Source organism: Streptomyces sp. NPDC056486 (genome assembly GCF_042795295.1).
Taxonomy (GTDB): Bacteria; Actinomycetota; Actinomycetes; order Streptomycetales; family Streptomycetaceae; genus Streptomyces.
Genome location: NZ_JBHTSF010000049.1, coordinates 25,320 through 49,166, shown reverse-complemented (window position 1 = coordinate 49,166; position 23,847 = coordinate 25,320). Strand labels below are relative to the sequence as shown.

Below are 23,847 nucleotides of genomic sequence, written 5' to 3'. Positions count from 1 at the left end.
GACATCGCCGTGGATTTGGCCCTGCTGCGCACGTTTGTGACCGTGCACCGGGCCGGCTCCTTCACCCGCGCGGCCGCCCTGCTCGGCCTCTCGCAGCCTGCCGTGACCTCGCAGATACGCACCCTTGAGCGGCAGTTGGGACGCCCTCTGTTCCTGCGCCAGGCCCGCGGCGTGACCCCCACGACCATCGGGGACGAGCTCGCCCACAAGGCCGCGCCACATCTCGACGCCCTGGTGGAGATCGCCGAGACGGGGCTCGAAGAGGACTCGTCGGTACGCACCCTCCACCTCGCGGGGCCTCCGGAGTTCACCGCGGCCCGCGCATTACCGGCTCTCACCGCGCTGACCGGGCAGGACGGACAGGGATTCGCGCTGCGCGCCTCGTTCGGCAACGCGGAGGAGGTCCTCGAAGGGCTCTCCGCCGGGCACCACGACCTGGCCATCACCACGGTCCGACCGCGCGGCACCCTGCTCACCGCGACGCCTCTCTGTGACGAGGAGCACGTGCTGGTCGCGGGCCCTCGCTGGGCCGACCGCATCGGCCTCGGCAAGCTGCGCCGCAAGGGCGCATCCGCGCTGGAGAACCTGCCGGTGGTGGAGGTGCACGAGTCGCTGCCGCTGGTCGCCCGCTACTGGGCCGCCGTCTTCGACACCCGTCCGGCCGCATCGGGCGCCGTCATTGTGCCGGACCTGCGGGCGGTGCTCGCTTGCGTCGCCACCGGGGCGGGGCTCGCCGTGCTGCCGCGTTACCTGTGTGCGCCCGCCCTGAAGAGTGGCGAGGTCGTGGCCCTGCTGGACCCGGCGGTGCCCCCGCTGCGCACGTATTTCCTGGCCGTACGCACCGGCACACTCGCGATGCCGCATATCGCGCGGGCGCACGAGTGGCTGCTGCGCGCTGCCGTCGACTGGGCTTGAGCAGGACTCCGGCTGGTTCGCGATGTTTCACGTGGAACAGTCCGGGCCACATTCCTCCCATGACCGTTCGACCCGTGGTCAAGCGCACCGCACGCGCCATTCTGCTCGATGGCGACGACCTGGTCCTGATCAAGCGAACCAAGCCCGGCGTCGATCCCTACTGGCTCACCCCCGGTGGCGGCGTGGAGCCGGAGGACGCGACCGTCGTCGAAGCGCTCCATAGAGAGGTGCACGAGGAGCTCGGCGCCAAGATCTCCGATGTGGTGCCGTGCTTCGTGGACACCATCGAGCACATCGGCGAGGACGCCAGTGCGACCGGCGTCAAAGTGCAGCACTTCTTCGTCTGCCGCCTGGAGTCCATGGACCTCTCACTGCGACACGGCCCCGAGATGGAGGAGCCCTGCGGCGAGTACGAGATCGTCCACGTGCCCTTCACCCGGGTCGGGATCGCCTCGGTCCATCTCGTACCGCTGTCGCTGCGGCACTACCTGGACGGCAACATCGAGGGCGTTCGCGCGATGCACGCCCCTGATCTGGGTTGATCCGCTTCTGGGCTGATCCGCTCCTGGGCTGAGCCTCAGTCGGAGACCGCCACCAGTTCCTCCACGGAGTCGTGGCGGATACGGCCGGCCGGGATACCGACGTCCCGCAGTGCGTCCACGCCGCTGCGGATCATGCCGGGCGGGCCCGAGAGATAGGCGTCGTACTCGTTCCAGGGGCCGTACTCACGCACGGCGTGCGGGAATTGGGCGTGATCGTCGACGACCGGGCGGACCGAGAGCCACGGGTGGGTCTGCTGGAGGCGCAGCATCGTGTCGATGTCGTACAGGTCGTGGTCGGTGCGGGCGCCGTAGAAGACCTCGACCGGGCGCCGTTCGCCGTGCTCGGCGACGTCCTCGACGAGTGCCTTGATGGGGGCGATGCCGGTGCCGCCGCCCAGACAGAGCAAGCCGCTGTCGGTGGTGTGGTCGACGGTCATCGAACCGGCGGGTGCGCCAAGGCGCAGGACGTCTCCCGGCCGTGCGTGGTGCACCAGGGCATTGGAGACCCAGCCCGCCGGGACGGCCTTCACATGGAACGAGAGCAGCCCGTCGGAGCGCGGGGCCGACGCGAACGAGTAGTGCCGCCATATCCGCGGCCACCAGGGCGTCTCCAGGCTCGTGTACTGGCCCGCCAGGAAGGGATACGGCTGGTCGGGGCGGACCGTGACGACAGCGATGTCAGGCGTCCTGAGATCGTGCGAGACGACCTCGGCCAACCACCATGCCGGGGCTCGCAGTTCATCCGCGGCAGCCGCGTCGATCATGATCTGGGAGATCGTCGTGTACGTCCGGACCCAGGCGGCCTCGGTCTCCTCGTCCCAGACCGCGCTCGCGTACCGGCTGAGCGAGCCGATCAGGCACTCACCGACGGCGGGGTAGTGCTCGGGCCGGGTGCCGTACTTGCGATGTCCGCGGCCGAGGCCCTTCAGATACGCGGTGAGGACATCGGCGTGGTCGATGTGCTCGGCCGCGGTCAGCAACGCCTTGAGCAGACGGTCACGCTGGGTGTCCATCGCTGCGGGGAACAGGGGGCGCAGGTCGGGGTGCCGTGTGAAGAGCAGCGCGTAGAAATACGAGGTCACCTTGTCGGCGACGGGGCCTATTTCAGCCATCGTGCGCTGGACGCGGATAGCGTCGGGGGAGCCGCTGGGGGAGAACTTCGGTTCGGGCCGCGACGGCTCCTGCGCCTGTGGAGACGGCTCCCGCACCTGCGTCTGTGGGACGGGCCGGCCCTGAGAGGGCTGCTGCCGTGGTTCCGGTACGCGCTCGGAGCGCGGCTCGGGATGTGGTGTGGGGGCCTGGGTGGCGCTCTGCGCCGCGTTCGGAGCGTGCGCGGGTTCTGCTGCCCCCCGGGCGGCCGGTATTCGCTCCTCGGCCGTGTCCTCGGCGTCCTCGGGTTCACGCGCGGGGCGGGCTTCCTGAGCGGACGTGGGTGCGGCCGCGCCGGACCTGCCCAGTGGACGTATGGCGGACACCCGGCGTCCCTCGGCCGCCTCGGGCTCGCTGCCCTCGGGCCGTGTCGGCTCGCCGCCCTCCGACGGTTTCGGCGTCTTGCGTGGGGTGAACCAGCCGCCTCCACCGCCGCTGTCGCCGGAAGTGCCGTTGCCCGTCGACGTGGTGGTCGGAGCGTCCATGCTGTGCCTCGCCTCGAACATCTCTCAGTCGGTCCGTGCACTTCCCTGAAGGAAGCCGCTTACGTTCCCCGCTCTGCCTCGGCAGCCAATGTGGCCACATTGAACCTTGAATTACCGGAACCTACGGACAAGTAGGTGTCAAATGTGACATTGCCCGCAGTTATCTCCCCGCAGCGTCCCATCCCCCACCGTCACGCCGGTCGCATAACGGAAAGTTCAGGTCTTCGATCTCTTCGCCCCGTTAGGCTGCGTTGACCTCCGCCCGTGCCCCCCAGGGGTGCGCTGAGATACACCCGGCCCGAACCGGACTCGACCATACCGGCAGCTGTCCGGCACACAAGTCCTGCCGTGCTTCACCAGGAATTAAGCGGCCGATGCCTGTCAATTGACCCAATTACCCGGCGCCGCACACCAATTCATATGCCCTACGCAGATCCCGCCCGACATAAGAGTGGGTAGCGAGCCCAACCAGCCGCTGATCCGCATTGACGGCGACCGAAACCGGCACGGCCCCGAAGAGATCCAGGTCCGAGAGCGAGTCGCCATAAGCGACACAATCGGACCACCCCACCCCGAACTCTTCACAGAGCCGTTTCGCGATCTTCACCTTAGCCGCGGCGTTGAGGATGCCGGTCGGGTTCACCGGCTCGGTGAACGGCACGGAGGGGAACCGCGACCCGTGCGCGGCATGCGCACCCCAGCCGAGCAGCCGCTCCACGAAGAACGACGGCGACAGCGAGATCACCGCGCAGTAGTCCCCGCCCTCCCGGATCTCGGCCCAGGTTTCCCGGATTCCCCTCAGCCACGGCGCCCCCTCGAAAGCCACTGTGACGTGCGTGTCCGTGAGGTCTGCCCACAGCGCGTGCACACGGACCGCGTACTGGGGCGAGTCGATCCGCCGCGCCACGAAGTCCCGTTCCAGTTCCGCGATCTCCGCTTCGAGGCCGAGCTGTCGCGAGATCTCCACAGGGGCCGCCGTGCCGTGCAGCAGCGTTCCGTCCAGATCGAAGAGGTGAAGGCGTGCCATGTACGCCGAGGCTAGTACCTACGGCTACTCCCGCCGTCAGACGCCTTCGGCCGCCGCTCCCGGCACCGTGTTTCACGTGAAACTAAGCCGCCCCGCTCGCCGGGCCACCCTCGTCGTCCATGTCACCGCCGCCGCAGGCTGGCTCGGGCTCACGCTCGGCCTGCTGGCGCTCGCCCTCGCGCCCATCACCACGGATTCGGTCTCTACCACCGAAGCCGCCGCACGCTCCATGAAGCTCTTCGCGGACTGGCTGGTGCTCCCGCTCGCCCTGCTCACGCTGCTGAGCGGTCTGCTGCTGTCCCTCGGAACTCCCTGGGGGCTCGCAAAGCACCGCTGGGTCTACACGAAGTTCTGGCTGACCCTGGCCACCACCGCCGCGTCGGCCTTCGCGCTGCGTCCGGGCATCAACGACACAGTGGCCGCGGTGTCCGCGGGCCATCCCGTGGCGGACCCGACCGACCTGATCGCCGGCCCCATCGTCTCCCTGAGCGCCTATCTCTTCATGACGGTCATTTCGGTACTCAAGCCCTGGGGCCTGACTCGCCGTGGACGGAAGCAACGTGGACGTAAGCAAGGTGGCCAAAACCAACGTGCTTCTCCCCACAAACCGGTGGACGCCAAGGACATGCGTCAGACAGCCTGACCCGAGTGTCGACACCTTCCCTCTCCGCACTGCCCATCCGCCGGCTGACCCTCCGTGATCTCACCGCCTGCGCCGATCTGTCGCAGGATCGTGGCTGGCCACGCGAGGACCACAAATGGGGGCTGCTGCTCTCGGCCGGTACGGGCTACGGCATCGACGACCCGGACGGTGGCGGCCTCATCGCCGCCTGCGTAGTGACCCAGTACGGACCACAGGAACGCCCCGGCCTCGGAGCGATCGGCATGGTTCTCGTCGCCGAGCGCCACGCCCGCAAGGGCCTCGGGCGCCGACTGATGCGGTACGTCCTCGAGGGCGCGGGCACCACCCCGCTCACCCTCCACGCGACACCGAACGGCCGACCCCTGTACGAGCAGCTCGGATTCAAGACCACCGGCAGCGCCGAGATGGTCCGCGGCAGGTTCACCCCCGGCGGCCCACTGCCGGATGTCCCCACCCGCCCGGCGACCGCGGAGGACCTGCCCGCGATCGTCCGTCTCGACACCGAGGTCTTCGGCCTCGACCGCACGCACGTGCTCACCCGTCTTCCCGCCTTCGTCGACCAGCTGAGGGTCGCGGAGGCCGACGGCACGATCACCGGCTACGCGGGGGCCTGGCCGAACATGGAGACCCATGTCATCGGCCCTCTGATCGCCCGGGACACGGAGACGGCACAGGCCCTGATCGCCTCGCTCGCCGCGGGCTCGGACCGACCGCTGCGCACCGACATCGACGTACGCCATGAAGAGCTGCTCGCCTGGGTGAAGGTGCGCGGCCTCGCGCCCATCGCCTTCAACGCCGTGATGACGTACGGCGTCCCCGGGCTGCCCGGCGACTGGACCCGTCGTTTCGCGCCGCTGACGGTCGCGGCCGGCTGATCACACACAGAGGCCCGCCCTCAAGTTCCGGATGGTTGCCGGTACTTGAAGGCGGGCCTTCGTCATGTCCTCGCGATGTCCTCGCGCGGTGGCGTGACTACGCGAGGGCCTCCACGGCCGCCGTGGCGAAGCCGTGGTCCTGCTCGGGCGCCCCGCCGCCGACACCGATGGCGCCGATCAGACGGCCGTCACGGTGGACCGGGACGCCGCCGGCGATGAAGAGCAGCGGACGGTCGAGAGCGGTGGGCAGGGTGTGGAAGGGGCCGTCCGGCTTGACCAGGTCGACGAGGTCGGCGGTCGGGGCGTTGAGCTGGAGCGCCGTGTACGCCTTGCGGGTGCTGGTCTCGCCGGAGATCAGCACGGCCCGGTCGTCGCGCCGGAAGGCCAGCAGGTGGCCGCCCGCGTCGAGGACGGTGACGCTGACCGTGACATCGGCCGCCTCGGCCGCGCGGCTTGCTGCGGTGACGAGTGCCTCGGCGTCCTGCGTGGTCAGCGGGGCGACGGCGGGGGTGGTGGTGCTCATGGGGGTTCTCCTTGTGCGGTAGTGCTTGTGCGGTAGTGCTTGTTTCGGTGGTGCTTGTTTCGGTGGTGCTTGTGCCGGCGGTTCGTAAGGGGCCGGGGTCAGTGGTGGACGGGCGTCGCCTGCTCGACGGGAGCCGTGCCCGTGACGACCAGGCTGGGAGCGGCCGATCGGCGCTCCAACGTGGCCGAGACGACGGCAAGGACGAGCGCGGAGCCCGCCAGTACCGCGCCCACCCAGTTGGGGGCGGTGTAGCCGAGGCCCGCGGAGATCACGAGGCCGCCGAGCCAGGCCGAGAGCGCGTTGCCGAGGTTGAAGGCGCCGATGTTCATGGCCGAGGCGAGCGTGGGCGCGCCGGAGGCCTGGTCGAGCACCCGCTTCTGCAGCGGCGGCACGGTGGCGAAGCCCAGGGCGCCGATCAGCGCGATGGTCACCGCTGCCGCGATCTTGTTGTGCGCGGTGAGGGTGAAGAGGGCGAGCACTACGGCCAGCGCGCTCAGCGAGATGTAGAGCAGCGGCATCAGGGCGCGGTCCGCGAACTTTCCGCCGATCAGGTTGCCCGCGACCATGCCGAGGCCGAAGAGGACGAGGAGCCAGGTCACGGAGGAGTCCGCGTAGCCGGCGACGTCCGTCATCATCGGCGCGAGGTAGGTGACGGCCGCGAAGACACCGCCGAAGCCGAGGATCGTCATCGCCATGGCGAGCAGCACCTGCACGTTGCGGAACGCGGCCAGCTCATGGCGAAGCCGTACGCCCTCGGGCTTGGGCAGGTCCGGCACGAGCTTGGCGATACCGACCAGACCGATGACACCGAGCCCCGCGACGACGGCGAAGGTGACGCGCCAGCCGAGGGTCTGCCCGACGAGCGTGCCGAGCGGCACGCCGACCACATTGGCCACGGTCAGGCCCGTGAACATCATGGCGATGGCCCCGGCCTTCTTCTCCGGTGCGACCAGTTCGGCCGCGACGACCGACCCGATGCCGAAGAAGGCACCGTGGGCGAGCGAGGCGACGACACGGCCCGCCAGCATGACGCCGAAGACGGGGGCCACGGCGGAGAGCAGGTTGCCCGCGATGAACAGGCCCATGAGCAGCATCAGCATCCGCTTGCGCGAGATGCGGGTGCCGAGGGCCGTCATCAAGGGAGCGCCGAGTACGACGCCGAGTGCGTAGCCGGTCACGAGGAGACCGGCCGTGGGGATGGAGACGCCGAAGTCACCCGCGACCTCAGGGAGGAGTCCCATGATCACGAACTCTGTGGTCCCGATTCCGAAGGCCCCGATCGCGAGGGCCAGTAGCGCGAGAGGCATGGTTCTACCTTCCAGACGATTGCAGGTGCGCTTAGCTTGCGTCCACAATAGTTGCAGACGCGGGTTACTTGCAACCGCTGGATATTGCACTCGTGGACTATCCTGGTTCTCAGCCGCTCCGGGACGGAGGAACAAGAGCCATGACAGCGACGGACCCCGCACTGACCGCCCTTGCGCAGGGCTGGTGCACGCTCTCCCTGCTCCACGGGAAGATCGAGACCCACATCGAGCGCGCTCTACAGGCCAAGCACGACCTGAGCGTGCGCGAGTACTCCCTGCTCGATGTCCTCAGCCGCCAGCACGACGGTGAGGGCGGCCATCTGCAGATGAGGCAGGTCGCCGACGCCGTCGTCCTCAGCCAGAGCGCCACCACGCGCCTGGTCACCCGGCTCGAAGACCGTGGACTGCTCTCCCGCTACCTGTGCCCCACGGATCGCCGCGGCATCTACACGGACGTCAGCGAGTCGGGCGCCGCGCTCCTCGCCGAGGCACGCCCCACCAATGACGCCGCACTGCGCGAAGCGCTCGACGAAGCGGCGCTGAACCCGGAGCTGGCACCGCTGGTCAGGGCCGTGGAAGCGGTGCGCGTACCGGCGTAGGACTGCTGTGGGAGCAGTGGCTGCCCCAGAAGCGGGCGGCTGCATAGGCTGCCCTCATGGGAGATCTTGAGATACGCCCGGCGATCACCGACGACATCCCCGCCATCGTGGAGATGCTCGCCGACGACCCTCTGGGCAGCACGCGCGAGTCGCCGGACGACCTCACTCCGTACCTCACCGCGTACGAGCGGCTGGCCGACGATCCGAACCAGCACCTGGTCGTCGCCGTGCGCGAGGGACGCGTCATAGGCACGCTCCAGCTCACGATCGTTCCGGGCCTGTCCCGGAAGGGAGCGACTCGGTCGATCATCGAGAGCGTACGCATCCACGCCGACGAGCGTGGCAGCGGCCTCGGCACCCGCTTCATCGAGTGGGCCGTCGATGAATCCCGGCGCCAGAACTGCCAGTTGGTGCAGCTGACCTCCGACGCCTCCCGCACCGATGCCCACCGCTTCTATGAACGGCTCGGGTTCACGGCATCACATGTGGGCTTCAAGCTGCAGCTCTGAAACTGCCGCCGCCGTGTCGTGACGTACCGGTGGGGCGTCGTGTTTCACGTGAAACACGAGGCCCCACCAGGTCCTTGAGGGCGCTCAGAGAGAAAGCCCGCGCCACCCCTCCGGGTCCACCCCACCCGGTACAGGAGCCCCCGCGTCGTACGGCTCTCGCGTGAAGAAGAACGAGCCCAGGTCGAGATGGCTCACCGTCCCATCGGGCCGCCGCACCGCCCGCAGAACCTCCCCGGCGAAGTAGCCGTCGCGCCCGGTCCACGTGCCGTCACCGTTCGACCTGAACCGCGACCTGCGGCCACCACCCGCCAGGGGCGACAGCTCGACTGCCCCGCCTACCTGCGGCCGCAGCACGAAGGCGTTCGTCCCCCAGTACCAGGGCCCCGCAAGCACCAGCAGAGCCTCGTCCAGCTCGGGCAGGGGCCGCCATGCCGCAGGGATGCGCGGCTCGGCCTCGGCCACGATCTTCAGCAGGTCGAAGGCCAATGCCGTCACGGCAGGCCCGGAGGTGCAGTTGGTCAGGGTGACCGCCACCAGGCCGTCCTCCTCGCTCGCCCACAGCCCGGCCATGAAGCCCGGCAGCGAGCCCCCATGCCCGACCAGGGTGCGCCCTTCCCCACGGATCAGCTGCGTACCCAGGCCGTACGTCACGTTCCAGTCCCCCGGTTGTGCGGGAGATGCGGGCGCCCGCATCTCCCGTACCGAATCCGCGGACAGCACCCGGTCGTCGCCCTCCAGGAGGAAGGCGGCGAAGCGAGCCAGATCCGCCGTCGTGGACCACAGCTGCCCGGCGGGAGCCATGAGGCCCAGGTCCTCGGCCGGTTCGGGCATCATCACGTCCGCCCACGGATGGACGGCCCAGCCACCCGCGTACGGCGCCTGCGGCTGCGCACTCGTACGGTCCAGGCCGAGCGGCTCCAGGACCTCGCGGCGCAGCACGGCTTCCCACGAGTCGCCCCGCAGCACCTCGATCAGCGAACCGAGCAACGTATAGCCGGGGTTGGAGTAGTGGAAGCGGCGACCGGTGGGGTGCTTGAAGGGCTGCTCACCGAGTACGTCCCCGAGCTCGGGGCGCTGCGACCCAGGCGTACGCTCCCACCACTCCCCGGGGGTCTCCGCCGCCAGCCCACTGGTGTGCGCGAGGAGTTCCACGATGGTGACGTCTCCCGCAGCCGTGCCCGGAAGGTGCTTGTCCAGACGATCGGAGAGGTCAAGGGCCCCCTCGTCGCGCAGCCGCATCACCAGGACGGCGGTGAAGGTCTTGGTGATCGAGCCGATGCGGTACTGCACGTTCTCGTCCGGTGCGTGCCCCTCGACGCAGGTGCGCCCCTCTGTCCACAGCAACTCGCCGTCCCTGAGTACCGAGGCGACGAGCGAGGGCGCCCGCCCCTCCGCCTGAGCTGTGGCGACGCGGTGCAGCAGGGCTCGGCGGGTAGTGGGCAAGAGCTCTTCACGGGGTGATGTCATGGCTCCAGTCCACCCGCGAAGAAGCCACGCGTCGAGCGAATTCCGCCGGCCGCGCTACGCGGAACGCGTACCCGTGGCTTTGAGGAACGTGGCCACGTCGTGCACAACCACCCGGGCGTTTCTATGCCGCCGTCAGCGCGGTGGCCAACTCATCCAGGCTGCTGGACCGCCAATCGAAGGTGTCAGAGGACTTCGGAGGATCTCCACCGGGTCGCTGAACGTAGGCGGTGCGCATTCCCACTGCCTGAGCTCCGCGAAGGTCCCAGGCGTGGGCGGCGACCATCAGCACGCGATCTGCCCGGCATCCTGCCGCGTCAAGCGCGAGCCGGTAGACCTCCGGCGCGGGCTTGTAGGCCCGGGCATCCTCAGCGGACAAGACCTGGTGCCAGCGCAGCCCGGCGTTTGCGTTGAGACCGAGCAGAGCCGCACGGCTGGCGTGGGAAAGCGCAAGGACCGGAAATCGCCGGGCGAGGCGCGTGAGTCCCGCGAGGGAGTCGCCCCAGGGCTCCAGGCGCCGGCCCGCGGTGGCAAGACGCTCGATGATCTCCGGGTCGGTGAGCCCGATACGGTCCGCTACGCGGTGGGCCGCCTCGCGGTCGATGATCTCGGTGTTGGCGTAGGCCCGGCTTCCCGTCTCCATGCGTTGCTGCTCGTGCGCAACATGCTCCTGCCAGACGGTGAGCAGGCGGTCGACAGACACGTCGTCGGACGCACCGTCGGACGCACCGTCGGACGCACCGTCGGACGCACCGTCGGACGCGCCGTCGGACGCGCCGTCGGACGCGCCGTCGGACGCGCCGTCGGACGCGGGTACCGCGTCGCGAATGGCGGCTCGCAGTCCGCCTGGTTCGTCGACCATCGTTCCGAGGACGTCGAAGACGACGGCCTCGATGCGGCGTTCCTCGGGCATCCAGCCTCCTGATCATGGTTGTGGCCGTGGCCGTGGCCGTGGCCGTGGCCGTGGTCGTCGGACTCGGTATCGGTCCTTCATGTCACTGACTCTTCGCGTCACCGGTCTAGCCAGTGACGATCGTTGCGCGATTTCACGTCACTGGTCAAGATGGTGACGTGAAGTTCGCATTCGTGAGTGGCAACCCGGCTCTGGACCTCGTCGGCACCGTGGAGTCCCGTCGGGACAAGTCTGTCGACCTGCTGATGACCGCCGCCGATCTCGAGGACTGGATCAGCGAATGCGACGAGCTGCCCGCCCAGGTGACCGTCGACGCCGCGGCCTTCACCGCAGTGTTGGAGCTCCGTGAGGCGATCTATCAGCTGGCGCTTGATCGCATGCACAGTCGCCGCTTCACGCAGGCCGCCCTGGATACCGTCAATGAGGCCGCTGCCGGGCAGGTTCCCACGGTCGAACTCAGCGACGACGGCTTGCACTTGTCGGGAGATCTCCGCGCAGCACAGGCCCACGTCGCACGCAGCGGGATCGCCGTGCTCGCCGACCTCCACGCGTGCTTGAAGGAGTGCGGACGTGCGGCCTGCACACGTCTTTACCTGGACCGCTCCCGAGGTGCACGTCGTACCTGGTGCGGTATGGAAAGTTGCGGCAACCGCGTAAAGGCCTCAGCGTATCGAGCCCGCAGGCAAGCCGGGCAAGCCGCCGCACAGGGGCTCGATCCCAAGAAGGGCCGGGTACCGACGCCTCGGGGCCGTCCATGACGTACCCCCGGCCCGGGCGATGCTGTGGGGTCTCGCCGCTCGTGACATGTCGATCTTGCGTGACTTGGGCGTTCTTGGCTGTCTCACGGCCTTGCCACCCATGATCAGTCTCTAATCCGTGGCATTTTCTCGTGAGGGCGAGGTCGAGGTCGAGGTCGAGGTCGAGGTCGAGGGCAGGATCAGGCGGTTTGCCCGTGTCGGCCGAGTACACCACGCTGAGCCCCGAGCACGAGGACTACCGGCGAGCCCAGATCGCGCACCGATGAGTTTCCCGCGCCGCGCTGGTCTGTCTATACGTCGGACACCCACGGACGGAAGGCTGGGCCATGCGGAAACTGATCTACGGCATGAACCTGACCCTGGACGGCTACATCGCCGCGGCCGGCGACGACATCGGCTGGGGCGGACCGCCGAGCGACGAGCTGTTCCAGTGGTGGCTCGACCACGAGCAGGCGAGTGGCCTGTCGCTGTATGGGCGCAAGCTGTGGGAGACGATGAGCTCCTACTGGCCGACCGGCGACCAGCAGCCCAACGCCACTCCGGCGGAGATCGAGTTCGCGCGGAACTGGCGGGACACGCCCAAGGTGGTGTTCTCCTCGACGATCGACAAGGTCGACTGGAACACCCGCCTGGTCACCGGCGACGCGATCGCCGAGATCACCCGGCTCAAGGCCGAGGACGGCCGCCCAATGAACATCGGCGGCGCAACGCTCGCCGGGGCGGCCATGCGCGCCGGGCTGATCGACGAGTACGCGATCGCCGCCCATCCGGTCCTGGTGGGCAGCGGCACGCCGTTCTTCACCGCGCTGGACAGCTGGGTGAACCTGAATCTGGTGGAGACGCGGACATTACCCGGCGGCGTGGTCCTGACCAGGTACGAGACGAGGCGCTGAGCAGCAGCACCCATGCGCCGGTCTCACGGTGATGTCGTATACGACTGTCTTGTCGCATACGGCTGTCCTGTCGCAGCGCATCCGATCGCCCCCTGGTCGGCTCAGCGGCCGCTCACTGGACCGGTGTCGTCTGAGCCAGGGCGATGAGCCAATCGTCGCCCTGGCGGGTCAAGACGTAGGTCATGACACCGACCGAGGGCAGCTCTGACGAGCCCTTTGCCTCGTACCGTTCGTCGTAGACGGTCTTGGTGAGGCTGACGATGGCGACGTCAGGGGTGGTGAACCGGATGTCGTCGACCTCCAGCGAGGTCCGGACGTCCTTGAGCGGGGAAGAGAGCGCTTGGGCCATGGCCGAAGCGAAGGCATCACGCCCGAAGAGGCGCCGTCCGGCCAGGTTGACGATCACCATGTTTGCGGCGTGCAGCGCAGGCAGCACGTCCGGGTTGGTCTGCGCCTCCTGGGACCGCGCGACCAACTCGCGGATCCGCTGTTCGTCGGCTTCGTTGGCCTTGTTGGCCTTGTTGGCCTTGTTGGCCTTGTTGGCCTCGTCGGCTTCGTTGGCTTCGTTGGCTTCGTTGGCAGGGAGGGTGGAGTTCGTGGTGTCCATGGCGGCAACCTAGAACCTCAACCTACGTTGAGGTCAACTCCTCTCGCTGACCTGACAGTTGCCAGGTGACTTCACGGGCGCTGACCTGCTGGGATGCCAGGTCGTTCGAGAAGACGGAGGCCCGGGGTTCTCAGGAGACCTGCTCAGCGGGCGAAGCGTCGAGCGATGCCCAGCGCTCCGAAGTCGACGGTGGCGCCTGCGAGGCGGGCGCGGATGAGGACGCCGGCGGTTCGGACGGTGATCATGGCCAAGACCATGAGGACGAACGCGGTGCCGTAGGTGGCGGCCGGGACCTGGTGCTGGATCGAGAACGTCGCCAGGTCATGGGTGAACCAGTGGGTCGAGCCGTAGGCGAACCCCATGCGCAGGGCCATCGCGACCGTCCACAGTGCGGCGTAGGGCCAGCCCGCGACGGTGACCAGGCGGAAGTCAGCCGGGTCGCGTGACCAGGCGGGAGTCAGCCGGGTCGCGTGACCAGGCGGGAGTCAGCCGGGTCGCGGTGGACCTGGATCAGGGCGATCGAGACCTCTTCTTGAACGGCCGCAGCGCCGTAGGTGACATCGCCAAACGCTCCGGCCTGGCCCAAAGCCGCGTCTCCACCAGCGTGCGGGCCCTGGTCGGCCGCAGCTGGGTCGCCACCGCGGCCGACCCCTGGGCGACCGGTGCGCCAGCCAACAGCGCCGGGCCGGACGCGCCGACAAGGCCCTGACCAATGCGCTGGCCGGGGCGGACGACACAGAGCGAGCCGCCCCCATCGCCGCACTCGAACGCCTCCACCAACTCCTCGTCGCCGGCCGCACACAGCGCCGGTTCCCGGATGGTCCAGGGCTGCTGCGAAGCGTTCGAGTCGCTGGCGACCGTTGGGGCCGGCGAAGGCGACCTGCTACGTCTGCGCCATGTCCACGAAGCGCGAGTAGTGCCCCTGGAAGGCAACAGTGATCGTCGCCGTCGGGCCGTTACGGTGCTTGCCCACGATGATGTCCGCCTCGCCCGCGCGCGGCGATTCCTTCTCGTACGCGTCCTCGCGGTGCAACAGGATCACCATGTCCGCGTCCTGCTCGATCGAGCCGGATTCACGCAGGTCGGAGACCTGGGGCTTCTTGTCCGTGCGCTGCTCGGGGCCACGGTTCAGCTGCGAGAGCGCGATGACCGGGACTTCCAGCTCCTTGGCGAGCAGCTTCAGGTTTCGCGACATGTCCGAGACTTCCTGCTGACGGCTCTCGGCCCGCTTGGAACCACCGGACTGCATCAGCTGCAGATAGTCGATGATCACCATCTTGATGTCCGCGCGCTGCTTGAGACGGCGGCACTTCGCGCGGATCTCCATCATCGACAGGTTCGGGGAGTCGTCGATGTAGAGCGGAGCCGCGGAGACCTCGGGCATCCGGCGTGCGAGCCGCGTCCAGTCCTCGTCCGTCATCGTGCCGGAGCGCATGTGGTGCAGCGCCACCCGCGCCTCCGCGGACAGCAGACGCATCGCGATCTCGTTGCGCCCCATTTCCAGGGAGAAGATGACGCTGGGCAGGTTGTGCTTGATGGACGCGGCGCGCGCGAAGTCGAGCGCCAGCGTGGACTTACCCATGGCGGGGCGGGCGGCGATGACGATCATCTGGCCGGGGTGCAGGCCGTTCGTCAGCGAGTCGAAGTCGGTGAAGCCCGTCGGCACACCGGTCATCTCGCCGCTGCGCGAACCGATCGCCTCGATCTCGTCGAGCGCGCCCTCCATGATGTCGCCCAGCGGCAGATAGTCCTCGCTGGTGCGCTGCTCGGTGACCGCGTAGATCTCGGCCTGGGCGCTGTTGACGATCTCGTCGACGTCGCCGTCGGCCGCGTACCCCATCTGCGTGATGCGCGTACCCGCCTCGACGAGGCGACGCAGGACCGCCCGCTCGTGGACGATCTCCGCGTAGTACTCGGCGTTCGCCGCCGTCGGCACCGTCTGCACCAGTGTGTGCAGATACGAGGCCCCGCCGACCTTGGTGATCTCGCCGCGCTTGGTGAGCTCGGCCGCCGCGGTGATGGGGTCGGCCGGCTCGCCCTTGGCGTACAGGTCGAGGATCGCCGTGTAGATCGTCTCGTGCGCGGGCCGGTAGAAGTCGTGGCCCTTGAGCACCTCGACGACATCGGCGATGGCGTCCTTGGAGAGCAGCATGCCGCCGAGCACGGACTGCTCGGCGTCGAGATCCTGCGGCGGTACGCGCTCGAAGGCGGTGCCTCCGCCGTCCCAGCCGCCGCCTTCACGGCCGCGCTCGTGCTGCTCGTCGCGGCCTTTGCCTCCATCGCGGCGCTGGCGGGAGGCGGGCAGACGGTCACTGGGACCGCTGTCGGCCCAGGGGTCGTCCAAGGGCTCGGAAATACTCACCGGGCCACCTCCCTCACGTCCGCCGAGCGGACCTAGCCGTGCCCTTCTTTCTTACGGCACGACACTGACAAATGAGCGGCCCAACTCCGGTTCTGACGCGTCGGTTTTACGGGCTTTCCGAGGTCGGATCACGAGGGGGGCGCCGCACCACGGTAGGCCCGCGGCCACCGTCAGCCAATCTGGTTATCCACAGGCGGTGTGGATGACGGGCGCGTTGCTGTGGAGAACCCCGCCAAACCTGTGCACGGCTCGGTGGACAGGCCTGTGAACAAGCACTCAGCCTTCTTCACAAACATGCTCTGACCTGCAACTTTCCCATCCACCGGCTGTGCAGAAGAAAAACTTCCCCAGTCGGACCAAGATCGTGCCAAACAGCGCTTCGAAGAGTGTCCTACTCGAGACCTAGTAAGGGTCTGTCGAGCGTTGCATCTCTTACCTGTGGAAGATTAGATTGGTGTCCATGACACAGGCTCCCGCGGCGACCAAGACCACTCGGCGACAGCATGACCGAGAGATCATCGCACTCGCCGTTCCCGCCTTCGGCGCACTCGTCGCCGAGCCTCTTTTCGTGATGGCCGACAGTGCCATCGTGGGCCACCTCGGCACCGCACAACTGGCCGGTCTCGGAGTCGCCTCGGCGCTCCTCATGACCGCCGTGAGTGTCTTCGTCTTCCTCGCCTACGCGACGACGGCCGCCGTCGCCCGCCGGGTGGGCGCCGGAGATCTCCAGTCCGCCATCCGCCAAGGCATGGACGGCATCTGGCTCGCCTCCCTGCTCGGGGCCGCTGTCATCGCCGTCGTCCTTCCTTCCGCACCCGCGCTCGTGGAGCTCTTCGGCGCATCGGACACCGCGACCCCGTACGCGATCACGTACCTCCGCATCTCCTCGCTCGGCATTCCCGCCATGCTCATCGTGCTCGCCTCCACCGGTGTCCTGCGTGGACTGCAGGACACGAAGACCCCGCTGTATGTGGCGATCGGCGGCTTCGTCGCCAACGGCGTCCTCAACGTGGGCCTCGTCTACGGCGCCGGCCTCGGCATCGCCGGCTCCGCCTGGGGCACCGTCATCGCCCAGTGGGCGATGGCCGCCGTGTACCTCTTCGTCGTCGTACGCGGAGCCAGACGCCACGGCGCCTCGCTGCGCCCCGACGCGGCCGGCATCAGGGCCTGCGCACAAGCGGGCGCTCCGCTTCTCGTCCGTACGCTCTCGCTGCGGGCGATCCTGATGATCGCGACCGCGGTGGCCGCACGCCTCGGCGACGCCGATGTGGCCGCCCACCAGATCATTCTGTCCCTGTGGAGCCTGCTGGCCTTCGCGCTCGACGCCATCGCCATCGCCGGCCAGGCGATCATCGGCCGCTATCTGGGCGCGAACGATCCCCAGGGTGCGCGTGACGTCTGCCGCCGCATGGTGCAGTGGGGCATCGGCTCAGGGGTCCTGCTCGGCGTGCTGGTCGTCCTCGCCCGGCCTCTGTTCATCCCGCTCTTCTCCAGCGACTCGGTCGTCCAGGACGCCGCCCTGCCCGCACTTGTGGTGGTGGCCATCTCCCAGCCGGTCTGCGGCATCGTCTACGTCCTCGACGGCGTACTGATGGGCGCGGGCGACGGCCCGTATCTGGCCTGGGCGATGCTGGCCACACTGGCGGTCTTCGCTCCGGTGGCGCTCCTCGTCCCGACCTTCGGCGGCGGGCTGACCGCCGTCTGGGGAGCGATGACGCTGATGATGACGGTCCGCATGGTGACCCTGTGGCTGCGTACGCGCTCCGGACACTGGATCGTCACCGGCGCCACCCGCTGATCCCGGAGCTCTGTTTCACGTGAAACACGTTGGGCCGCACCCAGAGGGTGCGGCCCAACGTTTGCTTCAGCTCTGCCAAGCGCAGTGCTTAGGCGGAGACGACCTCGATGTTGACCTGAGCGGCAACCTCGGGGTGCAGACGCACGGACGTCGCGTGGGCGCCCAGCGTCTTGATCGGCGCGCCGAGCTCGACACGACGCTTGTCGATCTTCGGACCGCCGGCGGCCGCGATCGCCGAAGCGACATCAGCCGGGGTGACGGAACCGAAGAGACGACCGGCGTCGCCGGAGCGGACGGCCAGACGGACCTTGACGCCCTCGAGCTGGGCCTTGACCTCGTTGGCCTGCTCGATGGTCGCGATCTCGTGGATCTTGCGAGCACGACGGATCTGCTCGACGTCCTTCTCGCCACCCTTGGTCCAGCGGATCGCAAAGTTCCGCGGGATCAGGTAGTTGCGGGCGTAGCCGTCCTTGACGTCTACGACCTCGCCGGCAGCGCCGAGGCCGGAGACCTCGTGGGTGAGGATGATCTTCATTAGTCGGTCACCCTTCCCTTATCGCGCGGTGGACGTGTAGGGCAGCAGCGCCATCTCACGGCTGTTCTTCACGGCCGTGGCGACGTCACGCTGGTGCTGCGTGCAGTTGCCGGTCACGCGGCGGGCACGGATCTTGCCGCGGTCGGAAATGAACTTCCGCAGCATGTTCGTGTCCTTGTAGTCCACGTACGTGACCTTGTCCTTGCAGAATGCGCAGACCTTCTTCTTAGGCTTGCGCACAGGCGGCTTCGCCATGTGTTCTCTCCTGTTTGATCAAGAAGTGTGGGAACGGCCCACCCTTGGCCCTGAGGCCTAGAAGGGGGGCTCGTCCGAGTAGCCGCCGCCAGAGCCACCAGAGCCGCCGGAGGAGCCGCCGGAGCTTCCGCCCCAGCCACCGCCGCCGCCCTGCTGCTGGCCGCCGCCGGCCGGCGCACCGGTCGCCCAGGGGTCGTCGGCGGGAGCACCGCCGCCGCCCTGCTGCTGACCGCCGCCACCGGAGCCGCCGCCCCAGTTGCCGCCGCCCTGCTGCTGGCCGCCACCGCCGCCGCCGAATCCGCCGCCCTGGCCACCTCGACCAGTGGTCTTGGTGACCTTGGCCGTGGCGTTCTTCAAGCTGGCGCCGACTTCCTCGACGTCCAGCTCGTAGACCGTGCGCTTGACGCCCTCACGGTCCTCGTAGGACCGCTGCTTCAACCGGCCCTGCACGACGACGCGCATGCCTCGCTGAAGCGACTCCGCGACGTTCTCCGCCGCCTGACGCCAGACCGAGCAGGTGAGGAAGAGGCTTTCGCCGTCCTTCCACTCATTGGTCTGACGGTCGAAGGTGCGGGGAGTGGACGCGACACGGAACTTCGCGACCGCCGCACCGGACGGGGTGAAGCGCAGCTCGGGGTCGTCGACAAGATTGCCGACAACCGTGATGACGGTCTCGCCTGCCATGGGGGAACCTCTCGGCGGGTTTGCTGCTGGCTGCTTTTGCTGCTGCTACTCGGATCCCGAGTACCGCTGAGCTGGGAAGCTCAGTGGGTCTCGGGACGGAGGACCTTGGTCCGGAGGACCGACTCGTTCAGGTTCATCTGGCGGTCGAGCTCCTTGACGACCGCAGGCTCGGCCTGCAGGTCGATGACCGAGTAGATGCCCTCGGGCTTCTTCTTGATCTCGTACGAGAGACGACGACGGCCCCAGGTGTCGACCTTCTCAACCTTTCCGTTGCCCTCACGGACAACGGAGAGGAAGTTCTCGATCAACGGGGAGACAGCGCGCTCCTCGAGATCGGGGTCGAGGATGACCATCACTTCGTAGTGACGCATGTGGAACCCACCTCCTTTGGACTCAGCGGCCACGGTCGTTCCGTGGCAGGAGGGTCGTGATGCGTACGCAACGGTATCGGCAGCCACTGACAATCGGGCTCCCCGACCGTTAGACCGATCGGGAGTCCCTGCCATGGCCTGGGCAGACACCGGTGCAGACGGTACAGACTACCCGCACCTGGGCTTCCGGTTGAAATCCGGCGGCGGAGGGGCAGAATCTGTACACATCGGGTGTGTATGGCGCTACGATGCGCCGCCTTACGCAGGAGGTGCCTCATGGCACAGACATTGCGACCGAACACCGCTGGTTCCCTCTTCGCCACGGACGGCAAGGGCCATCCCATGCAGGACACGCTGCTCGGCGTGACCCTGATCCTGGGAGCGATCGCCTTCGTCACGGCGATGTTCCACAACCTCCACCTGCTCAGCTCATGGGCCGGCCTGGTGGGGATCGCCACGGGTGCGTGGGGACAGTTCATCTCCGAGACGACCCGCGAGCGCTTCGGCCTGATCCTCGGGCTCGGCGCATCGGCGGTCGGATTCTTCCTGGGTATGGCCCACGGCGGACTCTTCGGCGGGCTCTGGTAGCCGCCTCTCGACGCCCCCGCCGCGTATAGGCCGGGGGCCAAAGGTTCCGTACGCCCAGACGGGGCGCTCTCGGGGCACAGTAGGCTTCGGCGCGAGAGCCGGAGCCCCTGTACCCATGGGGACACACCAGCCCGAGGAGCGCCCGGAATGAGTCTGACCCTGAGGACCATCAGTCGCGAGCAGCATCTGGCGTATATCCAGAGCCTGCCGTCGGCAAGTCATTGCCAGGTCCCGGCATGGGCGGATGTGAAGAGTGAATGGCGTTCGGAGAACCTGGGCTGGTTCGACGACCGGACCGGCGAACTCGTCGGTGCGGGCCTGGTGCTCTACCGGCAACTGCCCAAGGTGAAGCGTTACCTCGCGTACCTTCCCGAGGGCCCGGTCATCAATTGGTACGCGCCGAACTTGGACGACTGGCTGCAGCCGATGCTCGCGCATCTGAAGCGGCAGGGCGCCTTCTCCGTGAAGATGGGCCCGCCCGTCGTCATCAGGCGCTGGGACGCTCCCGCGATCAAGTCGGGCATCCAGAACCCGGACGTGAAGCGCCTGCGGGACGTCGAGGCCTCGCACATCGAACCGCGTGCCTTCGAAGTGTCCGACCGGCTGCGGAAAATGGGCTGGCAGCAGGGCGAGGACGGCGGCGCCGGTTTCGGTGACGTACAACCGCGTTACGTCTTTCAGGTGCCGCTGGCCAACCGCTCCTTGGACGAGGTCCTCAAGGGCTTCAACCAGCTGTGGCGACGCAATATCAAGAAGGCCGAGAAGGCCGGCGTCGAGGTCGTCCAGGGCGGTTACGAGGACCTCGCCGAATGGCAGCGCCTTTACGAGATCACCGCGATCCGCGACAAGTTCCGTCCGCGGCCGCTGGGTTACTTCCAGCAGATGTGGCGGACCCTCAACTCCGAGGACCCCAACCGCATGCGGCTGTACTTCGCGCGGCACAACGGCGTGAATCTGTCCGCGGCCACGATGCTCGTTGTCGGCGGGCACGTCTGGTACTCCTACGGCGCGTCGGACAACATCGGCCGCGAGGTCAGGCCCTCGAACGCGATGCAGTGGCGGATGCTCCGGGACGCCTACGCGCTCGGTGCCACCGTCTATGACTTGCGGGGCATCTCCGACTCTCTGGACGAGACGGACCACCTGTTCGGACTGATTCAGTTCAAGGTGGGCACGGGTGGAGAGGCTGTCGAGTACATCGGCGAGTGGGACTTCCCGCTCAACAAGCTGCTCCACAAGGCACTCGACATCTACATGTCGCGCCGCTGACCGCATTGACCCGGCACAATTCCCACAGCCTCAAATAGTTTTCCTACTCTGATACACCGCAGCCACGAGAAAGGTTCCGGGATCCGGCCATGGCGCTCACGCTCTATGTCGACACCGCGCGCTGGCGGGCACACCACAAGCACGTGCTGGAGCAGTTCCCGGGAATCGTCCCGGTCTGCAAAGGCAACGGCTACGGCTTCGGTCATGAGCGCCTCGCTGAAGAAGCGACCCGCTTCGGCTCCGACATCCTCGCCGTCGGCACCACGTACGAAGCCGCCCGGATCAAGGACTGGTTCAGCGGTGACCTGCTGGTCCTGACCCCGTTCCGGCGGGGCGAGGAGCCCGTGCCGCTGCCCGACCGCGTCATCCGCTCCGTGTCGTCCCTGGACGGCGTACACGGCCTCGTGGGCGCCCGCGTCGTCATCGAGGTCATGTCCTCGATGAAGCGGCACGGCGTGAGCGAGCAGGAGCTCTCACAGCTGCACGCGGCCATCGAGGACGTACGGCTCGAGGGCTTCGCGATCCACCTGCCGCTGGACCGCACCGACGGCTCGGACGCCGTCGAGGAGGTCATCGGCTGGATGGACCGGCTGCGTGCCGCCCGTCTTCCGCTGCACACGATGTTCGTCAGCCACCTCAAGGCCAACGAACTCGCCCGCCTGCAGCAGCAGTTCCCCCAGACGCGCTTTCGCGCGCGCATCGGTACGCATCTGTGGCTGGGCGACCACGAGGCCACCCAGTACCGCGGCGCCGTCCTGGACGTCACTCAGGTGACCAAGGGCGACCGCTTCGGCTACCGCCAGCAGAAGGTCGCATCCGACGGCTGGCTGGTCGTCGTCGCGGGCGGCACGTCGCACGGCGTCGGCCTGGAGGCCCCGAAGGCGCTGCACGGCATGGTGCCGCGCGCGAAGGGCGTGGCCCGCGCCGGTCTCGCGACCGTCAACCGCAACCTGTCGCCGTTCGTCTGGGGCGGCAAGCAGCGTTGGTTCGCGGAGCCGCCGCACATGCAGGTCTCCATCCTCTTCGTGCCCTCGGACGCGCCCGAGCCGAAGGTGGGCGAGGAGTTGGTGGCCCATCTGCGGCACACCACCACCCAGTTCGACCGCATCGTCGACCGCTGACCACAGCCGGACCGACCACAGGCCGAAGGGCCGGGAGCAACGATTGTCGCTCCCGGCCCTTCGGTCGTTCCCGGCCGCATCAGCGGCCTGTTCGCTCAGGGTGAAACGTCGGTCGACGTGGCCCCCCACCGCACGTTGGCCCCCTCGGTGGAGTGCACCGCGTGCCGCGGCGGATGGGCACCCTGTCCGAGGACGAAGACGTCCGGTGCGCCGTCCAGGACGCCGCCTGAGGGGTCATCGTCGCCGGACTTCCGCACCGGGTCCCTCTCCGGCATCAGGATGTCGCGTACGACCACGGCACACAGGTAGAGCGTCCCCAGCAGGTGCACCATGACGGCGAGTTGATAGCCCTCGGTCGGCAGACCCTTGTGGGCGTCTCCGCTGGTCGTGTACGCGAGGTACAGCCAGATACCCAGGAAGTACGCGACCTCGCACGCCTGCCAGATCAGGAAGTCACGCCAGCGCGGCCTGGCCAGCGCGGCAAGAGGAATCAGCCACAGTACGTACTGCGGCGAGTAGACCTTGTTGGTGAGGATGAACGCGGCGACCACCAGGAAGGCGAGCTGTGCGAAGCGCGGGCGACGCGGCGCGGTCAGACCCAGCGCACCGACCCCGAGGCAGGCCAGGAGCATCAGTGCCGTCGCCAGGGTGTTGACCGTGTCCGTGGACAGCGGGTCGTCCATGCGCTGCGAGAGGATCAGCCAGACCGAGCCGAAGTCGACGCCCCGCTCCTGGCTGAAGGTGTAGAACTTCGCCCAGCCCTCGCGGATGTGGAAGCCCGTCGCGTCATGCGTGATCATCACGGGCAGGTTCACCACGAGCCAGGCGCCCACCGCGGCCCCGGCCGTCACACAGAATGCCCGCCAGCGCCCCGCCCGCCAGCACAGGATGAGCAGCGGGCCAAGGAGCAGCGCCGGATAGAGCTTCGCGGCGGTCGCCAGGCCGAGCAGGATGCCCGCTGAGAGCGTCCTCCCGCGTGCCCACATCAGCATCGCAGCGGCCGTGAGAGCTACAGCGAACAGGTCCCAGTTGATGGTGGCGGTCAGCGCGAAAGCGGGCGCCAGGGCGACCATCAGGCCGTCCCAGGGTCGGCGCCGTTGGGTGCGGGCGACGCAGACGGCGATGACCGCCGTACAGGCCATCAGCATCCCTGCGTTGACCATCCAGTAGAACTTCTCCTGATGCTGGATGCTGCCGCTGCCGGGTGTCAGCCAGGAGGCCACCTCCATGAACACACCGGTCAGCACCGGGTACTCGAGGTACTCCATGTCGCCGGGCAGCTTGTCGAAGTAGGGCACGAGCCCATCGGCGAAGCCGCGCCCCTCGTAGAGGTGCGGGATGTCGGAGTAGCACGCGTGCGTGTACTGCGAGCTGGCGCCCTGGAACCAGGCGCCGTCGTAGCACGGCATCTTCTGCACCATGCCGAGCGCGAACATCCCGATGGCAACGAGCGCGATGACGCGTACGGGAGTCCACCAGGTCGCCGCGTACAGCACTCTGCGGCCGATGGGTCCACCGATCAGCTCGCTGCCGGCCGCGGCGACCTCATCCTCCTTGGTCGGCCGTACGGGCTCCGGCTGTTGCGCACTAGTGGTCTTGTGCACGCTCGTGCGCGTCGTCTCTGCACTGGGCATGCCGCACATCCTGCCGTACGC

The 23,847-nt window shown here is 68.1% G+C and carries 27 protein-coding genes; 13 read left to right on the top strand and 14 right to left on the bottom strand.

Annotated features, from left to right (window positions below):
* Nucleotides 1–9 precede the first annotated feature (9 nt).
* Entirely contained in the window at nt 10–915 is a 906-nt protein-coding gene (locus tag ACFQ7F_RS20955; RefSeq protein ID WP_383272483.1) for a LysR family transcriptional regulator, read from the top strand.
* A gap of 59 nt (nt 916–974) precedes the next feature.
* The gene (locus ACFQ7F_RS20950; protein WP_383272481.1) at nt 975–1,457 is read left to right on the top strand and encodes an NUDIX domain-containing protein; all 483 of its coding nucleotides are present in this window, start codon (nt 975–977) and stop codon (nt 1,455–1,457) included.
* 35 nt (nt 1,458–1,492) lie between these two features.
* On the opposite strand, the gene ACFQ7F_RS20945 is transcribed toward ACFQ7F_RS20950, so the two are convergent.
* Both ACFQ7F_RS20945 and ACFQ7F_RS20940 read right to left on the bottom strand, forming a co-directional pair.
* A complete protein-coding gene (locus ACFQ7F_RS20945) occupies nt 1,493–3,091 on the bottom strand; it encodes a globin domain-containing protein (RefSeq protein ID WP_383272479.1) in 1,599 nt (532 codons plus the stop codon).
* A gap of 394 nt (nt 3,092–3,485) precedes the next feature.
* Nucleotides 3,486–4,118 carry an HAD family hydrolase gene (locus ACFQ7F_RS20940; RefSeq protein ID WP_383272477.1) on the bottom strand — a complete coding sequence of 211 codons (633 nt, stop codon included), beginning with the start codon at nt 4,116–4,118 and terminating at the stop codon, nt 3,486–3,488.
* Between the two features lie 76 nt (nt 4,119–4,194).
* Between ACFQ7F_RS20940 and ACFQ7F_RS20935 the strand changes: the two genes are divergently transcribed.
* Together ACFQ7F_RS20935 and ACFQ7F_RS20930 are read left to right on the top strand one after the other, a co-directional pair.
* Nucleotides 4,195–4,761 carry a DUF2269 domain-containing protein gene (locus ACFQ7F_RS20935; protein ID WP_383272503.1) on the top strand — a complete coding sequence of 189 codons (567 nt, stop codon included), beginning with the start codon at nt 4,195–4,197 and terminating at the stop codon, nt 4,759–4,761.
* A 5-nt stretch (nt 4,762–4,766) separates the two neighbouring features.
* Nucleotides 4,767–5,636 (top strand): GNAT family N-acetyltransferase, encoded by an 870-nt coding sequence (locus ACFQ7F_RS20930; protein WP_383272475.1) that lies wholly within the window; start codon nt 4,767–4,769, stop codon nt 5,634–5,636.
* 97 nt (nt 5,637–5,733) lie between these two features.
* On the opposite strand, the gene ACFQ7F_RS20925 is transcribed toward ACFQ7F_RS20930, so the two are convergent.
* Nucleotides 5,734–6,159, bottom strand: coding sequence for a heme-binding protein (locus tag ACFQ7F_RS20925; protein ID WP_383272473.1), 426 nt, complete (start codon nt 6,157–6,159; stop codon nt 5,734–5,736).
* A gap of 98 nt (nt 6,160–6,257) precedes the next feature.
* Nucleotides 6,258–7,466, bottom strand: coding sequence for an MFS transporter (locus tag ACFQ7F_RS20920; RefSeq protein WP_383272471.1), 1,209 nt, complete (start codon nt 7,464–7,466; stop codon nt 6,258–6,260).
* A gap of 140 nt (nt 7,467–7,606) precedes the next feature.
* Between ACFQ7F_RS20920 and ACFQ7F_RS20915 the strand changes: the two genes are divergently transcribed.
* The gene (locus ACFQ7F_RS20915; RefSeq protein WP_383272469.1) at nt 7,607–8,065 is read left to right on the top strand and encodes a MarR family winged helix-turn-helix transcriptional regulator; all 459 of its coding nucleotides are present in this window, start codon (nt 7,607–7,609) and stop codon (nt 8,063–8,065) included.
* Nucleotides 8,066–8,121: 56 nt separating this feature from the next.
* Nucleotides 8,122–8,574 (top strand): GNAT family N-acetyltransferase, encoded by a 453-nt coding sequence (locus tag ACFQ7F_RS20910; protein WP_383272467.1) that lies wholly within the window; start codon nt 8,122–8,124, stop codon nt 8,572–8,574.
* An 84-nt stretch (nt 8,575–8,658) separates the two neighbouring features.
* Here the strand turns inward: ACFQ7F_RS20910 and ACFQ7F_RS20905 are convergent, their stop codons facing one another.
* Together ACFQ7F_RS20905 and ACFQ7F_RS20900 are read right to left on the bottom strand one after the other, a co-directional pair.
* A complete protein-coding gene (locus tag ACFQ7F_RS20905; protein ID WP_383272466.1) occupies nt 8,659–10,041 on the bottom strand; it encodes a serine hydrolase domain-containing protein in 1,383 nt (460 codons plus the stop codon).
* Between the two features lie 121 nt (nt 10,042–10,162).
* Nucleotides 10,163–10,951 (bottom strand): haloacid dehalogenase type II, encoded by a 789-nt coding sequence (locus ACFQ7F_RS20900; protein ID WP_383272464.1) that lies wholly within the window; start codon nt 10,949–10,951, stop codon nt 10,163–10,165.
* Between the two features lie 158 nt (nt 10,952–11,109).
* Here ACFQ7F_RS20900 and ACFQ7F_RS20895 point away from each other — a divergent pair, with 158 nt between their 5' ends.
* Together ACFQ7F_RS20895 and ACFQ7F_RS20890 are read left to right on the top strand one after the other, a co-directional pair.
* A complete protein-coding gene (locus ACFQ7F_RS20895; RefSeq protein ID WP_383272462.1) occupies nt 11,110–11,709 on the top strand; it encodes a CGNR zinc finger domain-containing protein in 600 nt (199 codons plus the stop codon).
* A gap of 326 nt (nt 11,710–12,035) precedes the next feature.
* Entirely contained in the window at nt 12,036–12,602 is a 567-nt protein-coding gene (locus ACFQ7F_RS20890) for a dihydrofolate reductase family protein (protein WP_383272460.1), read from the top strand.
* A 112-nt stretch (nt 12,603–12,714) separates the two neighbouring features.
* Here the strand turns inward: ACFQ7F_RS20890 and ACFQ7F_RS20885 are convergent, their stop codons facing one another.
* Nucleotides 12,715–13,209, bottom strand: coding sequence for an SgcJ/EcaC family oxidoreductase (locus ACFQ7F_RS20885; protein WP_383272458.1), 495 nt, complete (start codon nt 13,207–13,209; stop codon nt 12,715–12,717).
* A 143-nt stretch (nt 13,210–13,352) separates the two neighbouring features.
* On the bottom strand, nt 13,353–13,583 hold the full coding sequence (locus tag ACFQ7F_RS20880; protein ID WP_383272457.1) for a hypothetical protein: 231 nt from the start codon (nt 13,581–13,583) through the stop codon (nt 13,353–13,355).
* A 68-nt stretch (nt 13,584–13,651) separates the two neighbouring features.
* On the opposite strand from ACFQ7F_RS20880, the gene ACFQ7F_RS20875 reads away from it, so the two are divergent.
* Nucleotides 13,652–13,918, top strand: a complete 267-nt coding sequence (locus ACFQ7F_RS20875; RefSeq protein ID WP_383272455.1) for a hypothetical protein — start codon at nt 13,652–13,654, stop codon at nt 13,916–13,918.
* A 174-nt stretch (nt 13,919–14,092) separates the two neighbouring features.
* On the opposite strand, the gene dnaB is transcribed toward ACFQ7F_RS20875, so the two are convergent.
* Complete coding sequence (dnaB, locus tag ACFQ7F_RS20870; RefSeq protein ID WP_383272453.1) at nt 14,093–15,571, bottom strand: replicative DNA helicase; 1,479 nt, start codon at nt 15,569–15,571, stop codon at nt 14,093–14,095.
* Nucleotides 15,572–16,031: 460 nt separating this feature from the next.
* Between dnaB and ACFQ7F_RS20865 the strand changes: the two genes are divergently transcribed.
* Nucleotides 16,032–17,369, top strand: a complete 1,338-nt coding sequence (locus tag ACFQ7F_RS20865; RefSeq protein WP_383272452.1) for an MATE family efflux transporter — start codon at nt 16,032–16,034, stop codon at nt 17,367–17,369.
* An 88-nt stretch (nt 17,370–17,457) separates the two neighbouring features.
* On the opposite strand, the gene rplI is transcribed toward ACFQ7F_RS20865, so the two are convergent.
* From rplI to rpsF, 4 genes are all read right to left on the bottom strand, one after another.
* Complete coding sequence (rplI, locus tag ACFQ7F_RS20860; RefSeq protein WP_383272450.1) at nt 17,458–17,904, bottom strand: 50S ribosomal protein L9; 447 nt, start codon at nt 17,902–17,904, stop codon at nt 17,458–17,460.
* 18 nt (nt 17,905–17,922) lie between these two features.
* Nucleotides 17,923–18,159, bottom strand: coding sequence for a 30S ribosomal protein S18 (rpsR, locus tag ACFQ7F_RS20855; protein WP_003949403.1), 237 nt, complete (start codon nt 18,157–18,159; stop codon nt 17,923–17,925).
* Nucleotides 18,160–18,216: 57 nt separating this feature from the next.
* Complete coding sequence (locus ACFQ7F_RS20850; protein ID WP_383272448.1) at nt 18,217–18,843, bottom strand: single-stranded DNA-binding protein; 627 nt, start codon at nt 18,841–18,843, stop codon at nt 18,217–18,219.
* Between the two features lie 80 nt (nt 18,844–18,923).
* Nucleotides 18,924–19,214, bottom strand: a complete 291-nt coding sequence (rpsF, locus tag ACFQ7F_RS20845; protein ID WP_006604399.1) for a 30S ribosomal protein S6 — start codon at nt 19,212–19,214, stop codon at nt 18,924–18,926.
* A 276-nt stretch (nt 19,215–19,490) separates the two neighbouring features.
* On the opposite strand from rpsF, the gene ACFQ7F_RS20840 reads away from it, so the two are divergent.
* The 3 genes from ACFQ7F_RS20840 to ACFQ7F_RS20830 all read left to right on the top strand — a co-directional run bounded on the left by ACFQ7F_RS20840 (nt 19,491) and on the right by ACFQ7F_RS20830 (nt 22,192).
* Entirely contained in the window at nt 19,491–19,802 is a 312-nt protein-coding gene (locus ACFQ7F_RS20840) for a hypothetical protein (protein WP_383272446.1), read from the top strand.
* Between the two features lie 147 nt (nt 19,803–19,949).
* Entirely contained in the window at nt 19,950–21,071 is a 1,122-nt protein-coding gene (locus tag ACFQ7F_RS20835) for a peptidoglycan bridge formation glycyltransferase FemA/FemB family protein (protein ID WP_249588911.1), read from the top strand.
* 89 nt (nt 21,072–21,160) lie between these two features.
* Nucleotides 21,161–22,192, top strand: coding sequence for an alanine racemase (locus ACFQ7F_RS20830; protein WP_351169220.1), 1,032 nt, complete (start codon nt 21,161–21,163; stop codon nt 22,190–22,192).
* Between the two features lie 95 nt (nt 22,193–22,287).
* Here the strand turns inward: ACFQ7F_RS20830 and ACFQ7F_RS20825 are convergent, their stop codons facing one another.
* Nucleotides 22,288–23,835 (bottom strand): glycosyltransferase family 87 protein, encoded by a 1,548-nt coding sequence (locus ACFQ7F_RS20825; protein WP_383272501.1) that lies wholly within the window; start codon nt 23,833–23,835, stop codon nt 22,288–22,290.
* Between the last annotated feature and the right edge of the window lie 12 nt (nt 23,836–23,847).

What these genes read in the sequence shown, in the direction of transcription:
- ACFQ7F_RS20915 (WP_383272469.1), top strand. Translation starts at nt 7,607, where the DNA reads ATGACAGCGACGGACCCCGCACTGACCGCCCTTGCGCAGGGCTGGTGC.
- ACFQ7F_RS20905 (WP_383272466.1), bottom strand. Translation starts at nt 10,041, where the DNA reads ATGACATCACCCCGTGAAGAGCTCTTGCCCACTACCCGCCGAGCCCTG.
- ACFQ7F_RS20900 (WP_383272464.1), bottom strand. Translation starts at nt 10,951, where the DNA reads ATGCCCGAGGAACGCCGCATCGAGGCCGTCGTCTTCGACGTCCTCGGA.
- ACFQ7F_RS20940 (WP_383272477.1), bottom strand. Translation starts at nt 4,118, where the DNA reads ATGGCACGCCTTCACCTCTTCGATCTGGACGGAACGCTGCTGCACGGC.
- ACFQ7F_RS20890 (WP_383272460.1), top strand. Translation starts at nt 12,036, where the DNA reads ATGCGGAAACTGATCTACGGCATGAACCTGACCCTGGACGGCTACATC.
- ACFQ7F_RS20880 (WP_383272457.1), bottom strand. Translation starts at nt 13,583, where the DNA reads ATGGCCCTGCGCATGGGGTTCGCCTACGGCTCGACCCACTGGTTCACC.
- rplI (WP_383272450.1), bottom strand. Translation starts at nt 17,904, where the DNA reads ATGAAGATCATCCTCACCCACGAGGTCTCCGGCCTCGGCGCTGCCGGC.
- ACFQ7F_RS20925 (WP_383272473.1), bottom strand. Translation starts at nt 6,159, where the DNA reads ATGAGCACCACCACCCCCGCCGTCGCCCCGCTGACCACGCAGGACGCC.
- ACFQ7F_RS20835 (WP_249588911.1), top strand. Translation starts at nt 19,950, where the DNA reads ATGAGTCTGACCCTGAGGACCATCAGTCGCGAGCAGCATCTGGCGTAT.
- ACFQ7F_RS20865 (WP_383272452.1), top strand. Translation starts at nt 16,032, where the DNA reads ATGACACAGGCTCCCGCGGCGACCAAGACCACTCGGCGACAGCATGAC.
- ACFQ7F_RS20945 (WP_383272479.1), bottom strand. Translation starts at nt 3,091, where the DNA reads ATGGACGCTCCGACCACCACGTCGACGGGCAACGGCACTTCCGGCGAC.
- ACFQ7F_RS20830 (WP_351169220.1), top strand. Translation starts at nt 21,161, where the DNA reads ATGGCGCTCACGCTCTATGTCGACACCGCGCGCTGGCGGGCACACCAC.
- ACFQ7F_RS20920 (WP_383272471.1), bottom strand. Translation starts at nt 7,466, where the DNA reads ATGCCTCTCGCGCTACTGGCCCTCGCGATCGGGGCCTTCGGAATCGGG.
- ACFQ7F_RS20840 (WP_383272446.1), top strand. Translation starts at nt 19,491, where the DNA reads ATGGCACAGACATTGCGACCGAACACCGCTGGTTCCCTCTTCGCCACG.
- rpsR (WP_003949403.1), bottom strand. Translation starts at nt 18,159, where the DNA reads ATGGCGAAGCCGCCTGTGCGCAAGCCTAAGAAGAAGGTCTGCGCATTC.
- ACFQ7F_RS20850 (WP_383272448.1), bottom strand. Translation starts at nt 18,843, where the DNA reads ATGGCAGGCGAGACCGTCATCACGGTTGTCGGCAATCTTGTCGACGAC.
- ACFQ7F_RS20950 (WP_383272481.1), top strand. Translation starts at nt 975, where the DNA reads ATGACCGTTCGACCCGTGGTCAAGCGCACCGCACGCGCCATTCTGCTC.
- ACFQ7F_RS20825 (WP_383272501.1), bottom strand. Translation starts at nt 23,835, where the DNA reads ATGTGCGGCATGCCCAGTGCAGAGACGACGCGCACGAGCGTGCACAAG.
- rpsF (WP_006604399.1), bottom strand. Translation starts at nt 19,214, where the DNA reads ATGCGTCACTACGAAGTGATGGTCATCCTCGACCCCGATCTCGAGGAG.
- ACFQ7F_RS20885 (WP_383272458.1), bottom strand. Translation starts at nt 13,209, where the DNA reads ATGGACACCACGAACTCCACCCTCCCTGCCAACGAAGCCAACGAAGCC.
- ACFQ7F_RS20910 (WP_383272467.1), top strand. Translation starts at nt 8,122, where the DNA reads ATGGGAGATCTTGAGATACGCCCGGCGATCACCGACGACATCCCCGCC.